Annotated in this window: 20 protein-coding genes and 3 pseudogenes; 9 read left to right on the top strand and 14 right to left on the bottom strand. The window is 62.2% G+C overall.

Annotation, left to right across the window (positions count from 1 at the left end; translation table 11 throughout):
* Nucleotides 1–134: 134 nt before the first annotated feature.
* The 6 genes and pseudogenes from E4K09_RS26555 to E4K09_RS26530 all read left to right on the top strand — a co-directional run bounded on the left by E4K09_RS26555 (nt 135) and on the right by E4K09_RS26530 (nt 7,084).
* A complete protein-coding gene (locus E4K09_RS26555) occupies nt 135–2,006 on the top strand; it encodes an amidohydrolase (RefSeq protein ID WP_134500638.1) in 1,872 nt (623 codons plus the stop codon).
* Between the two features lie 12 nt (nt 2,007–2,018).
* The gene (locus tag E4K09_RS26550; RefSeq protein ID WP_134500637.1) at nt 2,019–2,441 is read left to right on the top strand and encodes a DoxX family protein; all 423 of its coding nucleotides are present in this window, start codon (nt 2,019–2,021) and stop codon (nt 2,439–2,441) included.
* On the top strand, nt 2,441–4,075 hold the full coding sequence (locus E4K09_RS26545; protein WP_134500636.1) for an MFS transporter: 1,635 nt from the start codon (nt 2,441–2,443) through the stop codon (nt 4,073–4,075). The genes E4K09_RS26550 and E4K09_RS26545 overlap by 1 nt, the downstream gene beginning before the upstream one ends.
* Nucleotides 4,076–4,232: 157 nt before the next feature.
* Nucleotides 4,233–5,069, top strand: coding sequence for an alpha/beta fold hydrolase (locus E4K09_RS26540; protein ID WP_425293888.1), 837 nt, complete (start codon nt 4,233–4,235; stop codon nt 5,067–5,069).
* Nucleotides 5,070–5,115: 46 nt separating this feature from the next.
* Nucleotides 5,116–5,841: pseudogene (locus E4K09_RS26535) on the top strand (alpha/beta fold hydrolase).
* A gap of 223 nt (nt 5,842–6,064) precedes the next feature.
* A complete protein-coding gene (locus E4K09_RS26530; RefSeq protein ID WP_204985796.1) occupies nt 6,065–7,084 on the top strand; it encodes an MFS transporter in 1,020 nt (339 codons plus the stop codon).
* Between the two features lie 544 nt (nt 7,085–7,628).
* Here E4K09_RS26530 and E4K09_RS26525 read toward each other — a convergent pair.
* Together E4K09_RS26525 and E4K09_RS26520 are read right to left on the bottom strand one after the other, a co-directional pair.
* Nucleotides 7,629–9,251 (bottom strand): hypothetical protein, encoded by a 1,623-nt coding sequence (locus tag E4K09_RS26525; RefSeq protein WP_134500634.1) that lies wholly within the window; start codon nt 9,249–9,251, stop codon nt 7,629–7,631.
* A gap of 7 nt (nt 9,252–9,258) precedes the next feature.
* On the bottom strand, nt 9,259–11,556 hold the full coding sequence (locus E4K09_RS26520; protein WP_134500633.1) for a phospholipase D-like domain-containing protein: 2,298 nt from the start codon (nt 11,554–11,556) through the stop codon (nt 9,259–9,261).
* Nucleotides 11,557–12,095: 539 nt separating this feature from the next.
* Between E4K09_RS26520 and E4K09_RS26515 the strand changes: the two genes are divergently transcribed.
* Nucleotides 12,096–12,251, top strand: a complete 156-nt coding sequence (locus E4K09_RS26515) for a DUF1127 domain-containing protein (protein ID WP_134500632.1) — start codon at nt 12,096–12,098, stop codon at nt 12,249–12,251.
* 169 nt (nt 12,252–12,420) lie between these two features.
* Here the strand turns inward: E4K09_RS26515 and aptA are convergent, their stop codons facing one another.
* On the bottom strand, nt 12,421–13,758 hold the full coding sequence (gene aptA / locus E4K09_RS26510; RefSeq protein ID WP_134500631.1) for an omega-aminotransferase AptA: 1,338 nt from the start codon (nt 13,756–13,758) through the stop codon (nt 12,421–12,423).
* Between the two features lie 153 nt (nt 13,759–13,911).
* On the opposite strand from aptA, the gene E4K09_RS26505 reads away from it, so the two are divergent.
* Nucleotides 13,912–14,460 carry a cupin domain-containing protein gene (locus E4K09_RS26505; RefSeq protein ID WP_134500630.1) on the top strand — a complete coding sequence of 183 codons (549 nt, stop codon included), beginning with the start codon at nt 13,912–13,914 and terminating at the stop codon, nt 14,458–14,460.
* Nucleotides 14,461–14,557: 97 nt separating this feature from the next.
* Here the strand turns inward: E4K09_RS26505 and E4K09_RS26500 are convergent, their stop codons facing one another.
* The 10 genes from E4K09_RS26500 to E4K09_RS26455 all read right to left on the bottom strand — a co-directional run bounded on the left by E4K09_RS26500 (nt 14,558) and on the right by E4K09_RS26455 (nt 24,961).
* A complete protein-coding gene (locus E4K09_RS26500; protein ID WP_134500629.1) occupies nt 14,558–15,838 on the bottom strand; it encodes a D-amino acid dehydrogenase in 1,281 nt (426 codons plus the stop codon).
* 343 nt (nt 15,839–16,181) lie between these two features.
* Nucleotides 16,182–16,628, bottom strand: a complete 447-nt coding sequence (locus tag E4K09_RS26495; protein WP_134500628.1) for an Lrp/AsnC family transcriptional regulator — start codon at nt 16,626–16,628, stop codon at nt 16,182–16,184.
* Between the two features lie 85 nt (nt 16,629–16,713).
* A complete protein-coding gene (locus E4K09_RS26490; protein ID WP_134500627.1) occupies nt 16,714–17,493 on the bottom strand; it encodes a FadR/GntR family transcriptional regulator in 780 nt (259 codons plus the stop codon).
* Nucleotides 17,490–18,992, bottom strand: coding sequence for a M81 family metallopeptidase (locus tag E4K09_RS26485; protein ID WP_134500626.1), 1,503 nt, complete (start codon nt 18,990–18,992; stop codon nt 17,490–17,492). Before E4K09_RS26485 ends, E4K09_RS26490 begins: the two co-directional genes overlap by 4 nt.
* A 76-nt stretch (nt 18,993–19,068) precedes the next feature.
* Nucleotides 19,069–20,322 (bottom strand): M20 family metallo-hydrolase, encoded by a 1,254-nt coding sequence (locus E4K09_RS26480; protein WP_134500625.1) that lies wholly within the window; start codon nt 20,320–20,322, stop codon nt 19,069–19,071.
* A gap of 20 nt (nt 20,323–20,342) precedes the next feature.
* Entirely contained in the window at nt 20,343–21,053 is a 711-nt protein-coding gene (locus E4K09_RS26475; RefSeq protein WP_134500624.1) for an ABC transporter ATP-binding protein, read from the bottom strand.
* Nucleotides 21,050–21,823 (bottom strand): ABC transporter ATP-binding protein, encoded by a 774-nt coding sequence (locus E4K09_RS26470; protein ID WP_134500623.1) that lies wholly within the window; start codon nt 21,821–21,823, stop codon nt 21,050–21,052. Before E4K09_RS26470 ends, E4K09_RS26475 begins: the two co-directional genes overlap by 4 nt.
* Nucleotides 21,820–22,815, bottom strand: a complete 996-nt coding sequence (locus E4K09_RS26465; RefSeq protein WP_204985795.1) for a branched-chain amino acid ABC transporter permease — start codon at nt 22,813–22,815, stop codon at nt 21,820–21,822. Before E4K09_RS26465 ends, E4K09_RS26470 begins: the two co-directional genes overlap by 4 nt.
* Nucleotides 22,816–22,826: 11 nt before the next feature.
* A complete protein-coding gene (locus E4K09_RS26460) occupies nt 22,827–23,681 on the bottom strand; it encodes a branched-chain amino acid ABC transporter permease (protein WP_134500621.1) in 855 nt (284 codons plus the stop codon).
* Between the two features lie 74 nt (nt 23,682–23,755).
* Entirely contained in the window at nt 23,756–24,961 is a 1,206-nt protein-coding gene (locus tag E4K09_RS26455) for an ABC transporter substrate-binding protein (protein WP_134500620.1), read from the bottom strand.
* A 414-nt stretch (nt 24,962–25,375) separates the two neighbouring features.
* Between E4K09_RS26455 and E4K09_RS26450 the strand changes: the two are divergent.
* A pseudogene (locus tag E4K09_RS26450) lies at nt 25,376–25,525 on the top strand (IS6 family transposase); the annotation flags it as partial.
* 42 nt (nt 25,526–25,567) lie between these two features.
* On the opposite strand, the pseudogene E4K09_RS26445 reads toward E4K09_RS26450, so the two are convergent.
* A pseudogene (locus E4K09_RS26445) lies at nt 25,568–25,882 on the bottom strand (IS6 family transposase); the annotation flags it as partial.
* Nucleotides 25,883–26,136: the final 254 nt, after the last annotated feature.

Below are 26,136 nucleotides of genomic sequence, written 5' to 3'. Positions count from 1 at the left end.
CACCGGAAGTGCATAGGATCGCGCCCGGCCGGAGAACTGCAATGGTGAGCTCCCTCAATCGACGCAGCGTCGTCAACGGGCTTGGTGCATTGGCGGCCGGGCTTTCACTTCCTGAATGGACCGAGGCGCAATTCATGAACACGTCCGCTGATCTCATCCTTCATAATGGCAAGATCACTACGCTCGATCGTCAGAAGCCCGAAGCATCGGCGCTGCTCATCCGGGACGGACGCTTCGCGGCCGTCGGCGACGAACAGGAGGTGATGCCTCTCGCCGGACCGATCACGCAGCGGATCGACCTCAAGGGACGCCGCGTCATCCCGGGGCTGATCGACAGCCACATGCACATCATCCGCGGCGGCCTCAACTACAACATGGAGTTGCGCTGGGACGGCGTGCGTTCCCTGGCCGATGCCATGCGGATGCTGAAAGAGCAGGTGGACCGCACACCGGCGCCGCAGTGGGTGCGCGTGGTCGGCGGCTTCACCGAGCACCAGTTTGCCGAGAAGCGCCTGCCAACGCTCGACGAGATCAACGCCGTCTCGCCCGGCACACCCGTCTTCATCCTCCACCTGTATGACCGCGCCCTGCTCAACGGCGCGGCCCTGCGCGCTGTCGGGTACACCAAGGACACACCCAATCCTCCCGGCGGCGAGATCCAGCGCGATGCTCAGGGCAACCCCACAGGTCTGCTGATCGCTAGGCCCAATGCCACCATCCTGTACGCCACCCTGGCAAAGGGCCCGAAGCTGCCGCCCGAGTACCAGAAGAGCTCCTCGCGCCACTTCATGCGCGAGGTCAACCGCCTCGGCGTCACCGGCGTGATCGACGCCGGCGGCGGCTTCCAGAACTATCCGGACGATTACCGGATCATCGAGGAGTTGCACCGCGAAGGGCACCTGACGGTGCGCCTCGCGTACAACCTGTTCACCCAGAAGCCGGAGGAGGAGCTCAAGGACTTCGACAGCTGGTCCAAACAGGTCAAGCCGGGCCGGGGCGACGATCTCTACCGCCACAATGGTGCGGGCGAGATGCTGGTCTACTCCGCCGCCGACTTCGAGGACTTCAAGGTCGAGCGCCCCGAGATGCCGCCGAACATGGAGGGGGATCTTGAGCCGGTCGTCCGTCTCCTGGTCGAGAACCGTTGGCCGTGGCGGCTGCACGCCACCTATAACGAGACCATCACCCGGGCGCTCGACGTGTTCGAGAAGGTGAACAGGGACATTCCCTTTGACGGCCTGCACTGGTTCTTCGACCATGCCGAGACCATCGACGACCGCAACATCGACCGCATCGCGGCCCTGGGTGGCGGCATCGCGGTCCAGCACCGCATGGCGTTCCAGGGCGAGGACTTCGTCGAGCGCTACGGCAACAAGGCGGCGGAGCGCACGCCGCCCATCAAGCGCATGCTGGACGCCGGCGTGCCGGTGGGCGCCGGCACGGACGCCACCCGCGTCGCCTCCTACAATCCCTGGATCTCCCTGTCCTGGCTTGTGACCGGCAAGACGCTGGGAGGGCTGACGCTCTATCCAGCAGCCAATCGTCTGGATCGTGAGAGTGCCCTGCGGCTGTGGACGGAGGCCAACACCTGGTTCTCCAACGAGGCCGGCAAGAAGGGTCAGATCCGGCAAGGCCAACTGGCCGATCTGGCAGTGCTGTCCGACGACTACTTCGCCGTGCCGGAGGACGCGATCCAGGACATCACGTCCGTTCTCACGCTGCTCGGCGGCAAGGTCGTGCATGGCGACGCCGAGTTCAAGGATCTTGCGCCCTCCCTGCCCCCGCCCATGCCGGACTGGTCGCCGGTGCGGAGCTTTGGCGGCTATCAGCAGCGGGCCGGCAGTGACGAGGCGCGCAAGTACGCCTTCGCGGCGGCAGCCTGCGCCTGTGCCAGTTCCTGCGGCGTGCATGGCCACGCGCATGCCAGCGCCTGGGGCGCCAACACGTCAACCTCCGACGCCCGCTCGTTCTGGGGCGTGCTCGGCTGCTCCTGTTGGGCCTTTTGAGGGAGATGTGCCATGCATGACGTCACCGTCCCCCGCCCTATCGCCCATGTGCTGGCCGTGCCCGGCGCCGCCTTCATCGCCCGGCTTGCCCTGGCCTCGCCGTTCCTGATTAGCGGCGTCGTCAAGCTGATCGACTTTGCCAGCACAACCGGGGAGGTTGCGGGTCTCGGGCTGCAACCGGCCGTTCTCGTCGCTGCGTCCGTCATCGTCACGCAACTCGGCGGCTCGGTCCTATTCCTGACGCGCCGCTTCTGCTGGCTCGGAGCCGGCATCCTCGCCGTGTTCACGGCTCTCGCGACGTTCCTGGCGCATCCATTCTGGATGTTCGAGGGTCTGGATCGGGGCCGTCAGACCGCCACCTTCTTTGAGCATGTTGCCATCGTCGGCGGCTTGGCCGTATCAGCCCTGTTCGTCAACGGCGCAGGACCGCGCTGATGAGCGGAACCGGAACCACCCTAGCCAATGGGGCCGCCCCTCCTCCCGGCACCTTCGCACCGCTGCACCACCGCCTATTCGCGGTGATCTGGGCCGCGACCGTGCTCGGCAACATCGGCACCTTCATGCGCGATGTCTCCTCCTCCTGGCTCGTCACGGACCTGTCGGCTTCGCCCGCCGCCGTGGCGATGATCCAGGCGGCTGGGACGCTTCCCGTCTTTCTCTTCGCCATTCCCGCCGGCGTCCTGTCGGACATCCTTGACCGCCGCCGCTTCCTGATCGTGATCCAGGTCGGCCTCGGCCTCGTCAGCTCCACTCTCGCCCTCTTGGCCTGGACCGGCAATGTCACGGTGGAGAGCCTAGTCCTGCTCACCTTCCTCGGTGGCACAGGGGCTGCGCTGGCGACCCCTGCCTGGCAGGCAATCACGCCGGAGCTGGTGCCCAAGGCCGACATCAAGGGAGCCGTGGCGCTCAATTCGCTTGGCATCAACATCGCCCGCTCTATCGGCCCGGCGCTTGGCGGGTTCGTCCTGGCGGCGCTTGGCGCGGCAGCGGTCTACGGCGTCGATGTGCTGACCTATGCAATTGTTAGTGCCGCCCTCCTGTGGTGGCGGCGGGAGGCCGATGCCGAAGCCGGTCTGCGTGAGCATTTTGGTGGAGCCCTGCGGGCAGGCTTCCGTTATGCCCGCGCCAGCCGGAGCCTTCACCGGATTCTTTGGCGCACGGTTCTGTTCTTCGGCTCTGCCAGCGCAGTCTGGGCGCTGCTGCCACTCGTGGCCCGCCAGGAGATCGGCGGCGGTCCAGGCTTTTATGGTCTCCTGCTCGGCAGCGTCGGAGCCGGAGCGATCTGCGGCGCCCTTGTGATGCCCCGCGCCCGGGCGCGCCTAGGTCAGGACGGTTTGGTTCTGGCCGCAACCTTGGTCACCGCAGGCGCGACTATCCTTCTCGCGTTGACGGATCTCGAAGTCGTGGGCCTGCTCGCGACCTTCGTGCTCGGGACGGCCTGGATCACGATGCTGACCACCCTCAATGGAACCATGCAGGCCATCCTGCCGAATTGGATCCGGGGCCGTGGCTTGGCGATCTATCTCACCGCCTTCAACGGCGCCATGGCGGCGGGGAGCCTGGGTTGGGGTCTCGTGGCCCAGGAGACCGGCACAGACGCGGCCCTGATCGTCGCTGGCGTCGCTCTGGCCTTGAGTGGGATCCTGGCCCATCGAGCACCGCTGCCGAAAGGCGAAAGCGACCTCACGCCCTCCCTGCATTGGCCGGAGCCAGCCATCGCTGAGCCGGTCGCCCATGATCGCAGTCCGGTGATGATTATGATCACCTACCGGATCCTCCCGCAGGATCGTCCGGCCTTCCTCGCCGCCCTGTACCGGCTTGCCGAGGAGCGGCGCCGGGACGGGGCCTATGCCTGGGGCATCTCCGAGGACGCCGCCGATCCGGAACGCCTAGTGGAGTGGTTCTTCGTCGAGTCCTGGGCCGAACACCTACGCCAGCACAGGCGCGTGTCGAAGAGCGACGCCGACATCCAGTCCCAGGCGCGCCGATTCCACCAGGGACTGGACGAGCCCCTGGTGCAGCACTTCCTCGGCATCGACAAGCCGCGCGGGAAGCCCACCACAACCTGACCCAGGAGAAGTCCCGATGTCCGCCCCCCCTCGTTCTCCCATCTCCCTGACCCGCCGTGACACGTTGGCGGCGGCAGCGGCCTTCACCGCTTCCCTCGCACTGCCGGGTTCACCGGAAGCGGCCACACCACCAACCCCACCGAAAGGGATGCTCACCATGGCGACGATCACCTCCAAGGACGGCACGGAAATCTTCTACAAGGACTGGGGCCCGAAGGATGCCCAGCCGATCATGTTCCACCACGGCTGGCCTCTCAGTTCCGACGATTGGGACGCACAGATGCTGTTCTTCCTTCAGCATGGCTATCGCGTCGTTGCCCATGACCGTCGAGGGCACGGCCGCTCGGCCCAGGTCAGCGAGGGCCACGACATGGACCATTACGCCGCCGACGCCTTCGCGGTTGTCGAAGCGCTCGACCTGAAGAACGTTGTCCACATCGGCCACTCAACGGGCGGCGGCGAGGTTGCCCGCTATGTGGCCAAGCACGGCGAGCCCGCGGGCCGCGTCGCTAAGGCGGTATTGGTGAGCGCCGTTCCACCGCTGATGCTCAAGACTGAGAGGAATCCGGAAGGCTTGCCGATCGAGGTGTTCGACGGTTTTCGCAAGGGTGTCGCCGACAACCGGGCCCAACTCTTCCTCGACGTGGCGACGGGACCGTTCTACGGCTTCAACCGCGAGGGCGCTAAGGTATATCCGGGTGTGATCCAGAACTGGTGGCGCCAGGGTATGATTGGCTCGGCCAAGGCCCATTACGACGGCATCAGGGCCTTCTCGGAGACTGACCAGACGGAAGATCTCAAGGCCATCTCGGTGCCGACGCTCGTCATGCATGGTGATGACGACCAGATCGTCCCGATCGCCGACTCCGCGCTCAAGTCTGTAAAGCTTCTGAAGAACGGCACTCTCAAGGTCTACAAGGGCTACCCGCATGGAATGCTGACGACACATGCCGACGTCATCAACCCGGATCTGCTCGCCTTCGTGAAAGGCTGAGCCTCAACCCGCCCTCTTCGGACCCATTCCATCTTAGGGGTATCCAATGGATCGTTCAGAAACGACCGTCGTCCTGGTGCATGGAGCCTGGGCGGACGGGTCCAGTTGGCAGCGCGTCATTCCCCTCCTCCTGAACAAGGGCATCCCAGTTGTTGCCGTCCAGAACCCAACGACGTCGCTGGCCGAGGACGTCGCCGCCACGCAGCGGGCGTTGGACGCCGTCAAGGGTCCGGTCGTCCTTGTCTGACATAGCTGGGGCGGCGCCGTGATCACGCAGGCGGGTGTTGACCCCAAGGTGAAGGCGCTCGTCTTTGTCGCGGCCTTCGCGCCTCAGGCCGGGGAGTCGGTCGGCGACCAGGTCGGGGCGCATGCCGCCCCGCCGGGGCTGTCCCGGATCAAAGAGGAGGGGACGAATTTCCTGCGCATGAGTGTCGACGGTTTCGTGCACGATGTCGCCCAAGACCTGCCGGAGGATGAGGCGCGTGTGCTGGCAGTCGTTCAGGCCCCATTGGCGAAGACCACGTTCGGAGAACAGGTCACCGAGGCTGCGTGGACTGCACGACCGAATTGGTATGTTGTCTCGACCGAGGATCGGGCTGTGAGCGTCGATCTCCAGCGTGAGCTGGCGGCGAGGATGGAAGCGAAAACTACGGAGCTGAACGCCAGCCATATGTCGCTGCTGTCAATGCCGGAGGCGGTTGCCGACATCATTGTCGATGCAGTTGCGGCTACGGCCCCGCTTCAGGAGAGCCTCGTCACGGCGGATCCGTGATCGATGACCGGTCTCCGCATATGGCTCTTCGGCCGCTACCTTTTCGTCTCGATGACGCTAAACGGGTTCGCGATCGCCGTTCCATCTGATGGTACGGAAGGGCATGGATCATGATGGGTCGGGAGAACGCTGAGCCGAAAGGAAAGGCTGCTCTCATCACACTAGACGGGCCAGTAAGCGGATTCTGCTCCGAACACCCTTCCATACACTTAGGGCATGGACAATGAAGCAACCTGAAGAGGCAGAGCGTCCCTCTCCCATCGTGACCCGTTCGGTCATTTTCGTCATGGCCGCCGCAGCCGGAATCGCGGTCGCCAACATCTACTACAACCAGCCCATGCTCGGCCTCATTGAGGCTGACCTGCCCGGCCCCCTGTCACCACTGGTGCCGACGGCAACCCAACTCGGCTACGCTATCGGCCTCCCTCTTCTCGTGCCTCTCGGCGATATCCTTGAGCGCAGAAGATTGATCGTGGTCCAGTTCGGAGTCCTGGCCGCTGCCCTGACCTTGGCGGCGGCTGCGCCAAATGCAGCCTCGCTCCTGACGGCCTCCCTGCTCCTCGGCATCGCATCGACGGTCGCCCAGCAGATCGTCCCGCTGGCTGCATATCTTGCCGCCCCGGAGCGCCGGGGTGCCACCGTCGGCACGATCCTGGCCGGAATCCTGACCGGGATCCTCCTGAGCCGGACGCTCGCCGGCTTCGTCGCGACCCATGGCGGCTGGCGAGCCATGTTCTGGCTTGGGGTACCCATGGCCCTAGTGGCCGGGGCGCTGATGATGGCCGTCCTGCCGCACACTCCACCAGTCTCGCGTCTCGGCTATCACAGATTGCTCGGCTCGATCATACACCTGTGGCGCGAATTTCCGGCTTTGCGGCTGGCAGCACTCACCCAATCCCTGATTTTTGCCGCCTTCACCGCCTTCTGGACCATCTTAGCCTTTCGACTCCAGGGACCGCCTTTTGGCCTCGGTGCCGACGTGGCCGGCCTGTTCGGCATCGTCGGCGCCATAGGGATCTTCGCCGCTCCGCTGGCCGGCCGCTTCGCCGATGTCCGGGGGCCAGCCCCGGTGGTCGCGCTGGGCGCGGCACTCACCTTTGCATCCTGGCTCGTGTTCGGCCTTTGGACCTCCCTCATCGGCCTCGTGGTGGGCGTCATCATTCTGGACTTTGCGATGCAGTCGGCCTTGGTATCGAACCAGCACATCGTCTTTGCCCGGTTCTGTCGCAAACTCGAACTATAGGCATTTTTCAGCGCGATTTTCGGTCATGGCGGCGGCGCTAAGCCGTTGATTCTACAACAGCCGGTCAGCGCCAGCTCGCTAGTATAGGCAAGTAAAAACCGAGTTTGCGACAGAACCCCACCCCACAGCCGGGTTGAAGGAGCAGGTCAACCGTATCCTGTATGCGAGCGGAAGGACTTGCAGCCATTCCGGTCGGGTCCCCAGAATCGCTCGGCGTTCGGAGAGGGTAGGGGGCTCGTCCGTCCGCATAGAAATTTGAGACGACATTGACGCCCTCGGCTCAAAATGAGCGGAGGGCGAGTTCCCCACGTTTTAGCGCTAACGTCCCCACCTTGTTTGCCCAAGTTGTGGGGAAGGCCACGTGTAAGTTAGTTACAATTGAGTCACTGGCTCAGCCGCGATGCGACAGACGCAAATTGCACTAAACCAGCATCGGTGAGACCAGGACCAACCATACATTAACCGCTTCTTGGCCTCTCCTTGGTCTTTCCGAAGCTTCGTCTCGGGATCCGCATCTTCTCGGGAGTCACGTCAGATCGGCACTTCAGGTCGTCACCCCGAAGCACGTAGTGCCCTTGTCCTCAGTACTCGTGAACAGCCCACACTCGGTTCCTAGTGACAACAACGTGAATAGGCGATCCGGCGTCGCGTTGAACCCTGAACTCGGCTTAGGCCTCACACGGATCCACCCGTCGCCCTCGAGTCCGATCCTAAGGCGCTTCTTACCGTCAACTCCTCGTACCGCAGACCAGTGAACATGCTGCGCGATGATCCAGTGCTCAATCACGTCCCGCCACAGATACATCAGGGACTTGTCAGCGACAGCGTCGATTCGTTTTGACATCGCTCCCATTGGAAAGCGATCCAGCCTTGCATCGAGGGACTTTCCAACAATCTCAGGAATTTCCATTTCACGGACGCCCTTCGTCACAGCTCTGACAACGGCAAAAGCCCTAAGGCACAGGCCGGGTAGGACAAATATGTCCTTACGTTGGGCGGCGTAGATGCGGGTCATCAGTCCAACAACATCCGTCTCGGGATCGGAGGCTGCGCTCGGCCATCCGACCTCCGCTCCCAATTTCTCCACGGCATCCATGTACTCCCCAACCCTCAGAGTTGCCAGAACGAGAGGATCGGCCTTCTTCGCCGCCGCGTCGGCTGCTGCCGCGAGGTCTTCAGTGGGTTGCGCCTTGGCCACTTCGGTCGCGAGACTCCGCTCGACCCACATCATCATCGACTCGATAGCGAGACGTTGAAGCTGACGGGCTTGAAGGATTGAAAGGAGCACAGACGATGTTTGGATGTCTGACTTGTGGTCTTGCCAATCGGCAGGAAGCCATCCTGTTGCGAGGCGCCTACGAACGGTCGGAAGATCGATTGGATAGCCTTCCTTCGAGAAAATACCTCGAAGCAGATCGATCGTCGCCATCCTGCGTTGAATCTCCCTCGGAGCCTGGGGTTTAGCGCCCGCCTCGTAAAAAAGGAACCGAAACGCATCTCGTTCCTCTCTTGTAGGCTTGGTGATGTGAAGGTACTCCGCAAATGGAAACACGTCTTCCCACGTCGCTGCTGGGGCTTTGAGGGCGAGAAGACTTTGAGGAACGTGCTCGGCCACGATCTTCTCGATCGCCATTACTGCGGATTCAACCTCAAGGGATCGGCGAAATGTGCCACCGTCACTAGGAGCCAGCCAGCGAAGTGCCTTGATAGAAGGGCCATACTCAGTGGGCGCCATCAGGCTAGTCATCCTCCCCTTGAGCGTTTCCCACTTTTCTCCAGTAAAGATAAAGGCCTCTTCGGATCCCTTTAGCGGAAGATAGCGACGGATAACTCCCACGCCTCTAAGCGGATGCTCCGCGAGCGAATGCGCCCATGCGTACATTGCCTCATAGCGCATGACGAGATCCCTCATCTTTTGAGGCTGAATCTCACCGTTCTCTGTTGCGACGATCCCCGCCTTCCACCACGCCCACGCCATGAATGCATAGGGACGGACATGAACGGTCACATTGTTGATACCCGGAACCGTTGCATCCATAAGATCCAGATTTAACTGTCTCAACCCGATGGGATCCACACCACTCTCGTCAATTTGGATGGGACCGACGACTCGGAAGCCGGGGGCCGAAGCCAGCATTTCATCGATCTGTTGGAGCGTCAGGGACATCGGGTTCTCAAAACGAAAGGTCGACAATAACTTTGTTGCAAAACGTGTTGCTGCAGCTCGCTAGCCTGTGCTTAACAAGGCGGGCCTGCTGCACCGCCGAGAGCGCAATGTGACATGCGGGGCAGTTAATCTTCTTGCTGGGGCGGGTTTGCATGGCTACTACCCTGTTTGCCTTGGCGTCGCCTGACGCGACGCGTCGGAGAATGTCGATCTCGTCCGCCGTTGCCTCTCGCGGTATTTCGATGGCCTCTCCGTTGCGGAGGGCCTTGTAGAGGGCGTTGGCAGCAAACCATGGGGTGGTCGTAGGGATAACTGATGTCCATGCTGCGTGCCATCCGGCTTCCGTTGCATCAGGTGCAAGGCGTCGCTCATCGAGGCCAAATGGATCGGGCTCGAGGTCGCGGATGATATCCTCATCCAGAACCCGTCCGAACCACCGCTGGAGGGCCGCATGACAGCCGGTTGCATTCTCAGGATCGTCCATTGCCCACTTGGTAACGATCGCAGCAGCTGCCCTGTCGAGACCGTCAACCCCTTCTCCTCCTGTCCGACACCCTAGGGCCAGCGACATCCACCTGCGCAAACAGTCGAGCGTCAGCTCCTCAGGTTGATCTGATCGTGGAGCTATTTGGATGATCATGTCGAACAGGACATGAAGACCTGGAGCCCTTTCTGGACCAACGGGCCTCGCCTTCAGCATCGTGAACATGTTGTCGAATGCCTTACGGGCCAAGAATACTGGGATTCTCTGGCCGCGTTTGCCAATCTTGCCTGGCGTGGTTTTGGTAGACTTCTTGGCTGGAGCTTCATCGAGTCCGTCGTCCTCGTCGTCCCCGGCATCATCTGTAGGGCCGGGAATAGAGTTCGCGAAATGACGAACGAGCGCATCAAGCAAGCTGTCAAAGGCTGTGCTTGTCCTCCCTCCCGACCATGTCGACGGCATGTCGAAAGCACTGACAGGTGCGATCTGATCGGCCGAAATCGATATCTCTGGCAATGCCCTCTTGGAAGATCTATCGACCCGTCCGCCTTCCTGTCTCTCTGCTGCCTTGATCAGCGACGATGGGTTTTGAGCAAGGTACTCGAGAACAGCAGCGACATCAGCGGGAGTGTCAGAGCCGCTAAGCATCCTGGCGACAGATCGTGCAACCGGTCCCTTCTCCCGGATGGCGTCCAGGAGCTTCTCCAGCATCAGCCAGCCACGGACTTCAACGTCATCTCGCTCCAGAATGACTTGGGCCGATGCTGACAATGTAATCGGGTCCATGTCCTTCGGAGGGGCACAACGAAAAGATCCGCTTGGGCCGATTGCAACGATGTCCGCGGCCGATTTGCGAGTTCCGGAAGAGAGGTAGGCAATCCAATCACCGCTTGGATTAGGAACCCCGAAGACTCGGCCAATGATCTCTCGTCCATCGAAATGCGCCACGATGCAGGGTGATGACGTCGCGTCAGGGGATCGCTCCCCGGTTGCCGCCCCCTCATGCGTTCCCGAGGGCCTCCATCCGAGCGAGGTCGACCGGTCGACGATCCTTGCGACCATCGCTTCGACGTTTGCGCCCGAGAGCGCTGCCGTGGTGGCATTGCCACTGCCGCTTACCAGCAGACGGCCCTTTTGGCATGCGATGTCAAAAACCTTGGCATGAAGCGACCGCGTATCACTGAACGTTTCACAGGTAACGGGTGTCACCTCGAGACCCGCTCTACGAGCTCCCGCAAAGTCAAAGATGGAAGGAGCTATCGGCGGCACTGCCACAGCGACATTCTCGCACCCGAGCGCAACGGCGAGACGCTCAACTCCATGATGAGACGAGAAGAATGGAGAGACAACCGTCAGTGAGACGGCGCCACCCAGTTCATCCGCCATGCCAGCTACTTGTTCATCCAGTGGTCCGAACAGCGTATGCAGAACCCGGGAGCTTCCGGACCCAGATACAAGCGAGGCTCTACGGCAAGCGTCCACGAACTGGGAGAGATCAGGTTTTCTCGTAGCCTCGAGACGCTGGCCAGACCCTGTAAGGGCCATCACCCCCTCAAGGAACATCGCAAGATCCCCATAGGCTCTCGAGTCCTCGCCAGGGATTAGGATGTCTAAAACCTCTGTGTTGTAGCCCCACCCCCCGAAAGTGAGGTTTCCGGATCCGATAGCTGCACGGACCACGTTGTCTGAATCGGTTAAGACAGTAACCTTGGGGTGGAAAACTCCGCCGTGTGTCGAGATCGGAACAATGTCGTAGCTTCGGCCGACGCCTACAGCGCCCGCATCGGACAGCGAGGACCGATATCCCTCGATATCCGTCAGCACGGTGAGGCCACGCACAGTACGGGCTATGGCAGATAAGGGAACTGCCTCAAGAAATGAGAGGCTCAGTGAATAGGTCGTGAAGAGAGCCGACGTCCACCTTTTCGCAAGGAGGAGCTCGCGTGGAGAAAACGTTGAATTTTGCACTTTAGATAGATTGTCTTGACGACGATCCCTTCCTACTCAGGTCCGGCATGAAGCATGAGAAACTGTCCTGAGACAATCAACCTAAATTATGCCTATCGGTTGTTGGCGGGACGTCGGTAGCGTTAATGACAGCCGAATCAACACGACAAGAGTGATGAGCAGGGCAGGAGGTTAATAGCTCCACGGTTTATAGGAAGATATTCGCATAACATATCTTATGGAACCTACGCCAGTCTCGCTGGGCACTCAGCGTCTCTCAGGTGGTTATGCTACTAAAGCATAACTGTCCTCAGGAATCCCCGCTCCTCAGGGCGCCTGCGCATCCCTATATGCCTCTTTGCAACAAGAGCAATGATCGCTGGTCACGGTGACCAGCCACCTGCTGGGGAAACTCCATGTTCGTCACCTACATCCTGTCCAAGATCCGCGCCTACAAGCTCTACCGTCAGACCGTGAATGAGCTGTCGGAACTCTCCGACCGTGAGCTGGCCGATCTCGGCATCGCCCGTTTCGACATCGCCCGCGTGGCCCGCGAGGGTGCCGTCGCGTAAGCAGTCACGGTATTCGCTTGAAGATGCGCCCGCCTATTGGCAGGTGTTTGCTTGCCGGGTGCACAACCTGTCTACTCAACACAGCCGAGACGACATAGGGCCGTGTCCTGACTAGGACACGGCCCCATTCGTTATGTGCCAAAATCAGATCCGTTAACCAGCACGCAGTTCAGGCAACCCGCTTCAAGGCATCAGACAAGGTGTCAATAATGGCGTCGATCTGAGCGGTCTCAATGATCAAGGGCGGAGACAGGGCAATGATGTCGCCAGTAACCCGGATCAGCAGCCCTCTCTCAAAGCAGTCAACGAACGTATCATACGCCCTGCTTCCCGGAGCTCCCGCACGGCCTTCCAGCTCGATACCCGCAATCAACCCTATGGTCCGAATGTCAACAACGTTCGGCAGGCCCTTCAGGCTGTGGATTGCATCGTGCCAGTCAGCCTCGATCTCGGATGCCCGGGTGAGCAGCCCCTCCTCCCGATAGATCGAGAGCGTCGCCAGTCCGGCGGCGCAAGCAGCCGGATGTCCGGAGTAGGTGTAGCCATGGAACAGTTCGATCTGGCTTTCAGGTCCCTGCATCAGGGCATCATGCACCTTCCTGCTGGCGAACACGGCACCCATGGGAATGGCGCCGTTGGTCAGGCCCTTGGCCGTTGTCACGAGATCAGGGACGACGCCGAAGTAGTCAACCGCGAACGGCGCGCCAAGACGTCCGAAGCCTGTGATGACCTCGTCAAAGATCAACAGGATGCCATGGCGGTCACAGATCGCTCGCAAGCGCTCGAGATAACCTTTAGGAGGGATGAGGACCCCAGTCGAGCCCGCCACTGGCTCGACAATCACGGCTGCAATCGTCTCAGCCCCGTGAAGGGCGACCAGGCGCTCGAGATCGTCCGCGAGTTCAGCACCGTGTTCCGGCTGTCCTCTCACGAAGGCGCTGCGAGCTGGATCGTGAGTGTGCCGCAGATGGTCGGCCCCCGGAAGCTGCGGAAACACGCGGCGGTTGTTCAGGATCCCGCCAACACTGATACCCCCGAAGCCTACACCATGATAGCCGCGCTCGCGCCCTATGAATCGCGTTCTCGTGCCCTGGCCGATGGCGCGTTGATAGGCGATGGCGATCTTCAGCGCAGTGTCGACGGATTCCGATCCAGACCCAGTAAAAAACACACGGTCGAGACCGGCACTCGGCCCACCCGGTGCCATGGCGGCCAGTCGCTCGGCGAACTCAAAGGCGATCGGATGTCCCATCTGGAATGATGGGGCATAATCCATCGTCGAGAGTTGCCGCCCGACCGCTTCAGCAATCTCGCGACGGCCGTGACCGGCATTGACGCACCACAAACCTGCCGTGCCATCGAGGATCTGACGGTTGTCATCGCTCGTGTAGTACATCCCTTCTGCCCTTGTGAGCAGGCGGGGTGCTGCCTTGAACTGGCGGTTTGCCGTGAAGGGCATCCAGTAACTGTCGAGCTGGAAGCTGTTGTGTCGTTGGGGAGCGTTCATGACCGAAATCCTTTCGATGTTGGATCATGGCCATGATCGGGAGCAGCCAACAAGTCCTTTTCTATCATCGGCTAAGCTATTGATATTGCTTGATGCGTAGTGGCGTGTTTGCTTTATTCAAAACAACAGAAACACGTCGGACGCAGTGCTGATATGGAATTCGATCTGGGTAGTCGGCTACGGTATGTACGGGGGCTACATAATTTGTCCCAGCGCGAGCTTGCCAAGCGCGCTGGGATCACCAACTCGACGATCTCACTGATAGAGTCCAACCAGACCAATCCCTCGGTCGGTGCGCTGAAACGCATCCTCGATGGAGTCCCGATCGGGCTGGCGGAATTTTTCGCTCTGGAGCCGGAGAAGCCGAAGCAGGCATTTTACCGCTCTGATGAACTCGTCGAGATCGGAAAGGGTAAGATCTCCTACCGTCAGGTGGGAAATAACCTGTTCGGCCGTGCACTCCAGATCCTGAAGGAGCGCTACGAACCCGGCGCAGATACCGGCAAGGTTCCTCTGACGCATCAAGGCGAAGAGGGCGGCATCATCCTGAGCGGCCGCTTGGAGGTCACAGTCGAAGGCGAGCGGCGGATCCTGGGGCCGGGTGATGCCTATTACTTCGAAAGCTGGAGACCGCATCGCTTTCGATGTGTCGGTCCGGTGGCTTGCGAGGTTGTGAGTGCCTGTACGCCACCTACATTCTAGCGCCGCAAAGTGACGAATGTCGGTTGTCGACTGCTCCATGAACTTCGAGCAGTCGACAACGAGTGGTGATTTTCTTGCGGATCAGTTTTAGCGAAGCTCATGCGGCCTGGAAGCGCCACTCATTCTTGTAACGATCGGCGGCGAGATCCTTGTGGGAGACCTCGGGTGCACGACCGGAGATCAGGTCGGCGAGCACACGCCCGGAACCGCAGGCCATCGTCCAACCCAAGGTACCGTGACCGGTGTTCGTGTACAGATTTCTACACCGCGTTACCCCCACGACGGGAGTGCCGTCCGGCGTCATCGGCCTCAAGCCCGTCCAGAAGCTGGCCTGTCTGACGTCGCCGCCTTGCGGGAACAGGTCGGTGACCGAGTGCTCGAGCGTCGCCCGCCGGGGCGCCCGCAGACGCTGGCTGAAGCCCGCCAGTTCCGCCGTGCCGCCGACCCGGATCCGATCGCCTAAGCGCGTGATCCCGACCTTGTAGGTCTCGTCCATCACTGTCGAGACCGGTGCCGCATCCACATCGGCGACCGGCATGGTCAGGGAATAGCCTTTCACCGGATACACCGGCAGGTGGATCCCTAAGGGCTTCACCAGATGGGGCGTATAGCTGCCCATCGCTGCCACATAGGCATCCGCCGTGAGCACCTCGCCGCCGTTGATCTGCACGCCGGAGATCCGCTCCCCTTCGGTGAGCAACTTTTGGACGGAGGTGCCGTACCGGAACCGGACACCCAGTTGCTCCGCGATCGCGGCGAGCCGCTGGGTGAACAGGTGAGCATCCCCGGTTTCGTCACCGAGAAGGCGCAGGCCACCAGCGACCTTGCCCTTGACGAGACCCAGTGCCGGTTCGACACCGACGCATCCTGCGGGATCCAGGATCTCGTAAGGCACGCCGTAGGCGTCGAGGACAGCCGTGTCCTCGCCGATTCCGTCGAGCTGTTTTTGCGTGCGGAAGAGCTGGAGCAGCCCCTTCTCCCGGTGGTCGTAGGTGATGCCGGTCTCCTGCCGCAGCTCGCGCAGGCAGTCCCGGCTGTACTCGGCAAGTGCGACCATCCGGCTCTTGTTGCGCCGATACGCCTCTTCGGTGCAATTGGCCAGCATATGGGCAAGCCAGCCCCACAGGCGCAACTCGGTACGAGGCCAGAGCACCAGCGGCCGATGCTTCATCATCAGCCACTTCATCGCCTTGATCGGAATGCCCGGAGCCGCCCATGGTGCCGAGTAGCCCGGCGAAACCTGTCCAGCATTGGCAAAGCTTGTCTCCATTCCGGCGGCGGGCTGGCGGTCCACCACTGTCACCTCATGACCTTGCCGTGCGAGATAATAGGCGGACGTGACGCCGACGACGCCACTGCCGAGAATGAGAACGCGCATGGTGGTTCCTGAACCTCAAGAAGGAGTGGATTGAGAATGGAAGCGGGTGCCCAAGCGGGCGATTGGCTCGAAGCCGACCGCGCCGAAACGGCCGGCAGCCATCGGCTGCGGGAGTGAACGAGCGACGAAAGAGCAGGTCGAACGGACAAGTGGCACGGGGGCACCTCAAAGGATGACTTAAGGTGACGTAAATCGTCGCGAATATCCTGCCGAAGCGTCGCAGACTTCGCGTCTTTGCCTTGCTAAGGCTTCATAAAGTTCGACCGAATCGAACTTTCTGCCGCCGACGGCGGCCCCTTTAAAATTCCGCAAGGGAAAGCCGAGGGGGACACGCGAACGATCGCTAAAGATCCGGCGGTTTGATCACGGCCCGGATCGCGAAGCTCGATTGAATGCGGGCGACGCCGGGCAGGCAGGACAAAACGTCCGTGTGAATGCGCTCATAGCTCGCCGCGTCGGGGACGGTCACGCGGAGAAGGTAGTCCGACGTTCCGGTCATCAGATAGCACTCCCGGATGTCGGGACATTGGCAGGCAGCCTTCTCGAACCGCCTGAGATACTCGTCTGTCTGCCGCTCCAAGGTGATCTGGACGATCACGACCGTCTCGGGTGCCGCAGCCCGGTCGTTAATGAGGGCCGAATATCCGCGGATCGTCCCGCTCTCCTCGAGAAGCCGTACTCGACGCAGGCAGGCGGAGGGAGACAGCCCGACCTTCTCGGCCAGATCGGCGTTCGTGATGCGCCCGTCGGCCCGGAGGATGTTGATGATGCGCTGGTCTATCCCGTCCATGGCGGCTCAAAAGTCGGTAGCGTCGAACGACTGCAATGCAGCGGCGTCATCTCACAGCTCAAACGCCTGTGCAAAGCGCTTTCTCTTAAGCCGTGCTCAAAAGATCGGAGCGGAAGGATGCATCGAGGCGCTGCATGAAGGTTTCCGCGCAGCACATGTGCTCGCGCATGATCCGGCTGACGGCGCGGCGATCCTTGGCGCGGAAGGCCGCCACGAGATCGCGGTGGCTTGTCACGTTGTGCTGGCCGAAAGCCTCGTGCTCGTCGTAACAGTCGCTGCGGAATTCGACGAGATCGCGCAGGAGCCCGTTGAGGAAGCGACAGATGAAGGCGAGGAGAGGATTGTCGCAGCTCTCGCAGAGAATGTCGTGGAACTCGATCTCGAGCCGACGGCCCGCGACCCGGTCGCCGCTGTCGCGGGCTTCGACGCATTGCTCGATATTGGTCTCCAGCCGCTGAAGCTGATCCTCCGTCAGGCGGCCGACGACGCTCTCCGCCAGAGCTACTTCGAGGCTGCGCCGGAGCACGTAGATCTGCTCGAAATCCAGCACCTGGAAATGAAGGTAGCTGCGCAGCTGCTGCATCGCCGCGTCGATGGACACGGGCTGGATCTCGGCGCCGCCGTTCGGGCCGGTCTGCATCTTCACGAGCCCCTGCACCTCAAGGGCCTTCAGAGCTTCGCGAAGAGTACCCTTCGCGCAGCCGTAATGCTGCATCAGCGTCTTCTCGTTAGGCAGCCGGTCACCCGGCTTCAGGCCCTCCCGCGCGATCCAGCGCCTCAGGTCCTCGGCGATCTGGTCCGAGAGCTTCGTGCGCTGCATCCTTCCGCGCCCGGGGGCCGGAACGCCTTCCTTGTCGTTTGTCATAGCCGAACCGCCTCAGGTCTCCACGGGATATCGTCCTGGAGAGGATATATCGGACGGGCAAGCTTTTCGAAACGGTATAACTCATAGTCCGAGCTGGTCACCCCACGGCTCGCACATTCGACGACGGCCTTCGCGATGGGCTCGAAAACGGGGCGGCAATACATGCGTGATTTCAGGATCAGGGTGCGGCACGCACGGGGATCGAGACCGACGCTCGTGAACACCGCAAGGTCCCACGGCTCGTGAGGCAGCTCGGTGACGAGCACCCGCGCCCGGCCGGTATCCAGCACGGCGGCTCGCCCCATGAAGCAGCGCATGCCCGTATAGGTCGGCCCACTGATCGTGTATTCCCCGTCGCTTAGGACGCGCACCACGCCTGCGAGCCGCAGCGGATCTTTGGAGACGCCGATGCGGGGCATGGCCACGCGGTTGCCGATTCCGATCTCGATCCGCGCGCCGACGCCCGCCGCCATCATGGCCGCCACGGCTTCCGGATCGCAGATCGGACCCACGATAATGTCGTCGAGCTCTTGCGCCAGCGCCTCGCTGAGCACGTCCATGGTGTCGCAGGTGCCGCCGGACATGCAGTTGTCGCCATGGTCGAGCAGGAGCACGGGGCCCTGCCCAGCTCCCTCGCCGGCGGCGCGCGCCTCCGCGATCGATTGCTGAAGCGGCTCCTCGTGATACACGAACTCGGCGCGGCGCTCCCACAGAAGCCCGCCGATGTCGCGGGCGACCTCCGCCGCGAGAACCGCGGATTCCGCGACCGTAATCACCGAGACGCCGGCCTCCGGAATATCGGCGATGGGAAAACCGCCGAAGACACTGACCGCGAGCACGCCGGGCCGCTCCTCCGCCTTTCGTGCCGCCGCGATCGCATCCTGCATGGCACCGGGGACGCCGGTATTCATCTTCAACGTATGGGCCAGTTGCGGCGGATGGCACCACGCACGCTTCGGCGCGAGCCGCTCGTCGAGCATGCGCCCCACGAGCCGAGCTACGTGGGCGCCGGTCTCATGCATGTCCACATGGGGATAGGTCTTGAAGCCGACCAGCACGTCGGCATTGGCGACCATGCGTTCGGTGATGTTGCCATGAAGATCGAGGGCGACGCCAAGCGGCACATCCGGCGCGACGGCGCGAACGCGCGCGAGAAGTTCTCCCTCCCCGTCGTCAAAACTTTCCGTCACCATCGCACCGTGAAGATCGACAAGAATGGCGTCACATCCGTTCCGGACAGCCTCGACGATGGCGGCCGCCATGGCCTCGAAAGCCTCGTCCGCCACGGGGCCGCTCGGATTGGCGGTGGCAAAGACCGGCGTCGCCACCTCCGCGCCGCGCGCTTCCGCAAAGGCCAGGAAAGCACCCATGGCCGTGCGGGAGCCCGCGCCGGCCTGCAGAGCATCCGTTCCCCAGCGGGGATTGAACGATGCGAGCGGCGTCGGCACCGGCGAGAACGTATTGGTTTCATGATTCATGCGGGCGACAACGAAACGCATGCCGGTCCATCCTTGTGAAGGCGCTGCCCAGCGCCGAAAAGAGCTCTATGCATCCGGATTCCTGCCGGGACGCCTGTCAGTCCAGGCTCTCCGTCCGGTGTCCGTCGTAGTCGAGAACGGCGCCGAGGAGCACTTGCGCCCCTGCCCCGCATTCCTCGAAGGACGTGCTTTCTTCCTCGTTGTGGCTCAGCCCGCCCGCACAGGGCACGAAGATCATGGCGGTCGGTGCGACGCGGGCGACGTAGGCTGCATCGTGACCCGCGCCCGAGATCATGTCGCGCGCCGGATACCCGGCCGCCTGCGCGCTCTTCTTCACGGACGCAAGGCAATCGGCATCGAACCTGACGGCGGGCGACTCCCAGACCTTCTTGGATTCCACGCCGAGGTTTCCCTTGCCGGCCATCTCGTCGATCGCGGCGAGGAGCTTCTGCTCCATCACGTCGAGGACGGCGTCGTCGGGATGACGGAAATCCACCGTGAAGAAAACGTGGCCCGGCACGACATTTCGCGAATTGGGCTGCACCTCGATCAACCCGACGGAGCCCACGGCGGAAGGCGCGTGCTCCAGCGCGATGGCCTCGATCCGGTCGATGAGCCGCGCCGCGCCCACGAGGGCGTCGCGCCGCATGGGCATCGGGGTCGAGCCTGTATGGGCCTCTCGTCCGGTGACGGAGACCTCGTACCAGCGCATGCCCTGGACGCCTTGGACGATTCCGATGACCTTCTCCTCCTGTTCGAGGATGGGCCCCTGCTCGATATGCAGCTCGAACATCGCTCCGAACGTGATCGATCCGGCTTTGGCTTCTCCCCGATAGCCGATCGCCTCGATGGCCTCGCCGAAGGTGACGCCCTGACGATCTTCCCGGCTGTCCGCATAGGCCCGATCGAAGACGCCCGCATAGACGCCGGATCCGAGCATCGCGGGCGCGAAGCGCGATCCCTCCTCGTTGGTCCAGTTCACCAGCATGAGAGGCGCGTTCGTCTCATAGCCGGAATCCTGCAGGGTCTTCAGGACCTCCAGGCCGCCGAGCACGCCGAGGATTCCGTCGAACTTTCCGCCCGTGGGCTGCGTGTCGAGATGGCTACCGATCGCGATGGGCGGAAGATCGGAGCGCCTGCCGGGGCGAACGGCGAACATGTTGCCGACCTCGTCAACCGTCACGGTGCAGCCGAGCCTCTCGCATTCGCCTTTCAGCCAGTCGCGCACCTGCCTGTCGGTGTCGGTCAGGGTCAGGCGCGACACGCCGCCCTTCGCCGTTCCGCCGATCTTGGCGGTGTCCATCAAGCTGTCCCAGAGACGCTGGGGATTGATCTGAAGATTGGGAATCATTCGGTTTACCAAAAGCAGGGTCAGTGAGCCTTCACGCCCAGATAGCGGTCCTTCGTCGCGTCGTCGGCCGCGAACTCGTCATGCGTGCCGTGATAGACGACCCGGCCGAGCTCCAGGATGTAATGACGGTCGGCGAGCTGCGTACAGACAGCGAGGTTCTGCTCGACGAGCAGGATCGGGACTCCGGTCGCGCGGATCTTCTTGATCTGATCGACGATCTCGTCGACGATCACGGGAGCCAGTCCTTCGACGGGCTCGTCCAGCATCAGGAGTTTCGGCGCGTTGAGAAGCGCTCGGGCGATGGAGAGCATCTGCTGCTCGCCGCCGGAGAGCTGGCCGCCGCCGTTGCGGCGGCGCTCTTCGAGGCGCGGAAAGATCCTGTACACGTCCTTCAGCGACCAGGGCGAGCCCTTGCGCTCGGCGATGCGCAGATTCTCCTCGACGCTGAGCAATCCGAAGATGCCGCGGTTTTCGGGCACGAGAGCGAGGCCGCGCTGCGCTATCTTGTGAGGACGCCATCCCGTGACGTCCGTTCCGGCGAAGCGCACGCGTCCGGCGCTTGGCGCGAGCAGGCCGCTGATGCTCTTGAGGGTCGAGGTTTTCCCGGCACCGTTCCGGCCGAGCAGCGTCACGACCTCCCCGGCCCGCACCTCCAGAGTCACGCCCTGAAGGATATGGCTCTTGCCGTAATAGCCATGCACATTTTCGATTTCGAGCAATGCCGTGGTCATGCGAGATCACCCGTGATCATGTTGCCGAGATAGGCGCGCCTCACTTCCGGATCGTCTCGCACCACGGCCGGGGGCCCCTCCACCAGCACGCGCCCCGCACGCATGACCGTTACGGTGTCGCTGATGTTCATGACGATGCCCATGTTGTGCTCGATGAAGAGCACCGTGTGGTCGCGGCCCAGATCGCGAATTAGGGCCTTCATCGCCTCGACGTCGTCGATGCCCATTCCGGATGTCGGTTCGTCGAGCAGGATCAGCCGCGGCTTCGCGGCCACTGCCATGCCGACTTCGAGCCGCCGCTGCTGCCCATGTGAGAGTTCGCCCGCCGCCCTGTCCGACACATGGGTCAGCTCCAGGCGCTCCATGACTTCGTCCGCGACGGCGAGCGCTTGGCTGCGCGGATCGACGCCGCGCCAGGGCGCGAGCGCCTGCAGAGGCGTGCGCCCCTGAGCCGCCAGGCGCAGGTTCTCGCGAACGCTCAGGTTCTGGAACAGGCTCGTCACCTGGAAGGAGCGCGCGATACCGAGCGGAACCCTCTTATCGTCGGACACATGCGTGATGTCCTGCCCGTTGAGGGTGATCCGCCCGCTTGATGCTCGCACGCGGCCGGTGAGGGCATGGAACAGGGTGGTCTTTCCCGCGCCGTTCGGGCCGATCACGGAATGAATCGTGTTGGACTTAATCGACAGGGTGACGTCCGAGAGGGCGAGGAAGCTGCCGTAGCGGACGCCGAGTTTTTCGGTCGCAAGAATCGGAGCCTGAGTGCTCATATGCCCCTCCCCTCGGATTCCGGCTGGATGGGAGATTCGATGGGAGACTTGATGGCAGACCTGCGGCCCATGGGCAGGGCCACGACCAGCCGTTCGATGAGCCCCCACAGGCCCTTCTGCATGAAGAGCGCCACCACGATGAGGAGCCCGCCGAGAAGGAGAAGCCAGCGCGGCCAGATCGACGAGAGCAGATCCGACACGATCACGTAGAACCCGGCTCCGAGCACGGAGGCGAACAGGTTTCCGCTGCCACCGATGATCGTCATGATCAGGATGCTCTCGCTCATGTGGTATTCGATGTTCGACAACGGCGCGACGCCGATGAGGAGGGCGTGGAGCGCGCCGGCAAGCCCCGTCACCGCGCCGGAGATGGCAAAGGCCGTGATCTTGAAGTTCCGGACGGGAAAACCGATGGCGCGCGCGCGTTCCTCGTTGTCGCGGACCGCGAGCAGCGTGCACCCGAACGTGGAGCTTGCCACCCGCTGCAGGGCCGCGAAGACGATGAGGAAGAGCATCGCCACGAAGGCGTAGTAGGCCCAGGAATCTCCCAGGGAGAACGGTCCGATAGCGGGCCGGGGAATGTTGAGCAAGCCGTTGTCCCCGCCCGTGATGTCCTTGAACGTGTAGGCGAGGAAGTAGAAGAACTGGGAGAAGGCGAGCGTCAGCATGACGAAATAGACGCCCTGTCGGCGGATCGAGAGCCAGCCGACTCCCGTGGCGACGACGGCTCCCGCGATCGCCGCGAGAACGAGCGCCACGCCGAGCGGAAGCGAGGTGTGCAGCAGGGTCAGTCCGGCCGCATAGCTCCCGAGCCCGAAGAATATTCCCTGGCCGAAGGACAAAAGGCCCGTATAGCCGAGGAGAAGATTGCAGGCTGCCGCCGCCATGGCGAAGATCAGCACCTCGGACGCGAGCGTGCCGGACCGCATGAAGAGCGGGAGCGCGATGGCGACGAGAGCGGCGAGAAGAAAATGCAGAGAAGCGCGGTTCATGATGACGCCTCTCATGCCCGGCCGAGTAGGCCGCGCGGCATCGTCAGGATGACGAGACCCATGCCGAGATAGATCATCAGGCGGGCGCCCTCGGGCCAGAGCGTCGTCATGATGCTCTGCACGATTCCCACCAGAAGGCCTGCGATGAGCGCGCCCGTGTAGCTGCCCATGCCGCCGATGACGACGACCACAAAGGCGATGCCGAGGGCCTCGACGCCCATGAAGGGCTCGACGCCACGGATCGGCGCCGCAAGTGCCCCGGCGAGGCCTGCGAGGCCAGCGCCGAGGGCGAAGACGGCCGTGTTCACACGCAGGATGTCGATGCCGAGCAGCGAGACCATGTCGGTCGATTCTGAGCCTGCGCGCACTACGGCGCCGAGCCGCGTGCCCTCCAGAAGCCACCAGAGGCCGATGCCGAGAACGAGGGTCAGGCCGATGACGAAGAGGCGATACTGCGGATAGATGAAATCGCCCAGAATGAGGACGCCGCTGAGCGCGTCCGGAGTCGAGACGTTGCCGCCCACCGGGCCCCACAGGATGATGACGAGTTCCTGCACCATCAGGGCGAGCCCGACGGTCACGAGAATGTGGAACGTGTGGGGCAGATGATAGATACGTCGCAGCAGGACGGATTCCGTCAGGGCCGCGAGCGCCCCGACGATGATCGGCGCCACAAGGAGTGCCGCCCAGAAATTCAAGCCGCGCTCGGTCATGTCATAAACGAGATAGGCGCCCAGAAGATAAAATGCGCCATGGGCGAAATTCACGAAATGAAGCAGCCCGAAGATGATGCTCAATCCCACCGCGAGCAGGAAGTAGAGCATTCCCAAGCCGATGCCGTTCACCAGCTGAAACAAATAAATCACGCGGGCACCTGATGTTGGAGCCAATCAATGGTCGCAAGAAAATGGGGACGGCCGCGTGCCGTCCCCACCGATGGTCAGGCCATCTTGCACTGGGCCTGCTCCGGAGACTGGAACGACTTGCCGAAGCTGATGATGTCGGCGTAGTCGTCCTTGTCCTTCATGGCGCTCTTGGCCTTGCCCTTGAGCAGGTAATAGTTCTTGATCACCTGGTGGTCAGCCGCGCGGATCTCCTCGTCGCCGGTGAGGCCGGTATATTTCATGCCTTCCATCGCCTGGATGACGGCCGAGCCTTCCGTGCTGCCCGCCTTCGCGGCCGCGTCGATCAGGATTTTCGTCGTCAGATAGGCGCTGGCGAAGGCGTAGTTCGGGTTCATCTTGTGCTTGGCCTGCACCTTGGCGACGAGCTCCCGGTTGAAAGGCGAGTCGATGCCGTGCCAGTACTGCGCGCCGAAATAGACGCCTTCCATCAGGTCGGGCCCGAGGGTCTCGAACTGTTCGAGGCCCGAGGCCCAGGCGAGCAGGATCGTCATGCGCTTCTTCATGCCGAAGCTGACGGCCTGGCGAAGGGTGTCGGAGGATTGCGAGCCGAAATTGAGGATAAGGAGCGCGTCGGGCTTCGCGGCCATGGCGTTGGTCAGGTAACCGCTGAATTCCTTCTCGGTGAGCGAGTGGTAGCTGTTGCCCACATGCTCGATGCCCTTCTCCTTGAAGATAGCCTTCGCGGCGTTGAGTAGGCCGTCGCCGAAGACGTATTGCGGTGTGATCGTGTACCAGCGTTTCGCGTTGGGAAGCTGCTCGATGAGCGGTCGCACGGTCTGCTCGATTGCGCCGAAGGTCGGCACGCTCCACCGGAACGTGCCCTTGTTGCACTCTGAGCCAGTGATCTCGTCGGCCCCGGCGGTGGTGATGAAGACGCCCTTGCCCTTAGCGACTTCCTTGCCCATGGCGAGGGCCTCAGACGACAGGATGCCGCCGGCGAACAGTGTCACGCCGCGCTCCATCGCCTCCTGCACCTTGCGGACGGCTGTGGCCGGCTTTCCTTCCGTGTCGATCTCAAGATAGCCGAGCTTACGATCCAGGACCTTGCCGACCTCCTCGACAATCATGGCGGTACCCATAGAGCCAAACTTACCGTTAGCAGCGAAGGGCCCCGACATTGGAAGCGGCGCGCCAATGGTGATGTCCTCGCCGGCAGCGAAGGCCGGACGAAGGCCAGCGGGCAAGAGCAGCGAACTCGCTGCAACAGATGAGAGTTTCAGCAGATCACGACGGTTAAGCATGGGTACCTCTGGCCGATATAATTATTCTGTTTATACGAATAGTTATCATAGAGTTCAGCCTGTCAAGGGGTGCTAGGGCCTGGCGGGGCCTGCCCAGCGGTAGCAGGGTCTCAGGACTATGGCGTGTCCAGAGCGGAGTGGAGACACCGTGCCCTCTGCGGTCGGTGACGGGCTCACCATCGTGATGGTGCTCGCTCGATCCGCCCTCGACAGAGGCGTAGGGCCGGCCCTGTTGTCGCCAGACCCTCGTGCTACGGGTGGAGCGAGAGCAGCAGAGGGAACGATGTACCGAGGGCGTCCAGCCCTTGCACGCCGACAGACAGGATCGTTGCGCCAAGCCCGAGTCCAGCGGCCGCGCAGACGGTGATGTCACATTAACCCGACTATGAGAGCAGGCCGCATAGACGGGTCGCCATGACCAAGCCCGTCAGCTACAAGCGTCACCGCTTCCCACCAGAGATCATCGCCCACGCGCTATGGCTCTACTTCAGGTTCCCATTGAGCCTGCGGCTGGTTGAGGAGATGCTGCTCGAGCGCGGTATTGTCGTCGGCACCGTCAGGTTAACGGGATGACATTAGAGAGCTCCCTCAGATCAGCTCGTCAGAAGGCACCATCCCATGCTGATCGACGGCGCGCCAGAGCCAATGCTTCCGGCCTGCAATGCTGATGACAACCTCATCTAAGTGCCATTTGTCGCCTGCTGCCGGAAGACGCCGGCGCATCTGGGTGGCAAAGCTCTGGCCGAACTTCAGCGCCCATTGTCGGACTGTCTCGTGGCTGACCAGGATTCCTCGAGCAGCGAGCATCTCCTCGACCATCCGCAGGCTCAACGGAAACCGGAAGTACAACCAAACAGCATGGCTGATCACTTCAGCCGGGAAGCGGTGGCGAACGTAACGAGGATGATGGGTCGATTTCATCCCTCACATATGCCTCGATCCGGTCACTCTCCGGTTAACCTGACGATGCCGCATCGGGTCAGGCAGTGAAATTCGTTCCCTGACTGGAACGTCCGATGTTCCTGACCAAAGCGGACGTTCGTCCCCCGTCCGCGTCGTGCCAGAAGGCGACGTTCGAGCTTCGGCAGCTTGCCCTCCATATCAATGAACAAGATCATGTTATCCGAGCCTGCCATCGAGGAAGCCAACTCGAGAGAAGCCCGCGTCCAGGTGCC

Source organism: Microvirga pakistanensis, assembly GCF_004458765.1.
Taxonomy (GTDB): Bacteria; Pseudomonadota; Alphaproteobacteria; order Rhizobiales; family Beijerinckiaceae; genus Microvirga; species Microvirga pakistanensis.
Note: the sequence above shows the minus strand (reverse complement) of the source record. Positions and strands in the feature narration are given on the sequence as shown.

Excerpts from the sequence above, each read along its gene's own strand:
- E4K09_RS26555 (WP_134500638.1), top strand. The coding sequence starts at position 135 with ATGAACACGTCCGCTGATCTCATCCTTCATAATGGCAAGATCACTACG.
- E4K09_RS26550 (WP_134500637.1), top strand. The coding sequence starts at position 2,019 with ATGCATGACGTCACCGTCCCCCGCCCTATCGCCCATGTGCTGGCCGTG.
- E4K09_RS26545 (WP_134500636.1), top strand. The coding sequence starts at position 2,441 with ATGAGCGGAACCGGAACCACCCTAGCCAATGGGGCCGCCCCTCCTCCC.
- E4K09_RS26540 (WP_425293888.1), top strand. The coding sequence starts at position 4,233 with ATGGCGACGATCACCTCCAAGGACGGCACGGAAATCTTCTACAAGGAC.
- E4K09_RS26530 (WP_204985796.1), top strand. The coding sequence starts at position 6,065 with ATGAAGCAACCTGAAGAGGCAGAGCGTCCCTCTCCCATCGTGACCCGT.
- E4K09_RS26525 (WP_134500634.1), bottom strand. The coding sequence starts at position 9,251 with ATGTCCCTGACGCTCCAACAGATCGATGAAATGCTGGCTTCGGCCCCC.
- E4K09_RS26515 (WP_134500632.1), top strand. The coding sequence starts at position 12,096 with ATGTTCGTCACCTACATCCTGTCCAAGATCCGCGCCTACAAGCTCTAC.
- aptA (WP_134500631.1), bottom strand. The coding sequence starts at position 13,758 with ATGAACGCTCCCCAACGACACAACAGCTTCCAGCTCGACAGTTACTGG.
- E4K09_RS26505 (WP_134500630.1), top strand. The coding sequence starts at position 13,912 with ATGGAATTCGATCTGGGTAGTCGGCTACGGTATGTACGGGGGCTACAT.
- E4K09_RS26500 (WP_134500629.1), bottom strand. The coding sequence starts at position 15,838 with ATGCGCGTTCTCATTCTCGGCAGTGGCGTCGTCGGCGTCACGTCCGCC.
- E4K09_RS26495 (WP_134500628.1), bottom strand. The coding sequence starts at position 16,628 with ATGGACGGGATAGACCAGCGCATCATCAACATCCTCCGGGCCGACGGG.
- E4K09_RS26490 (WP_134500627.1), bottom strand. The coding sequence starts at position 17,493 with ATGACAAACGACAAGGAAGGCGTTCCGGCCCCCGGGCGCGGAAGGATG.
- E4K09_RS26485 (WP_134500626.1), bottom strand. The coding sequence starts at position 18,992 with ATGCGTTTCGTTGTCGCCCGCATGAATCATGAAACCAATACGTTCTCG.
- E4K09_RS26480 (WP_134500625.1), bottom strand. The coding sequence starts at position 20,322 with ATGATTCCCAATCTTCAGATCAATCCCCAGCGTCTCTGGGACAGCTTG.
- E4K09_RS26475 (WP_134500624.1), bottom strand. The coding sequence starts at position 21,053 with ATGACCACGGCATTGCTCGAAATCGAAAATGTGCATGGCTATTACGGC.
- E4K09_RS26470 (WP_134500623.1), bottom strand. The coding sequence starts at position 21,823 with ATGAGCACTCAGGCTCCGATTCTTGCGACCGAAAAACTCGGCGTCCGC.
- E4K09_RS26465 (WP_204985795.1), bottom strand. The coding sequence starts at position 22,815 with ATGAACCGCGCTTCTCTGCATTTTCTTCTCGCCGCTCTCGTCGCCATC.
- E4K09_RS26455 (WP_134500620.1), bottom strand. The coding sequence starts at position 24,961 with ATGCTTAACCGTCGTGATCTGCTGAAACTCTCATCTGTTGCAGCGAGT.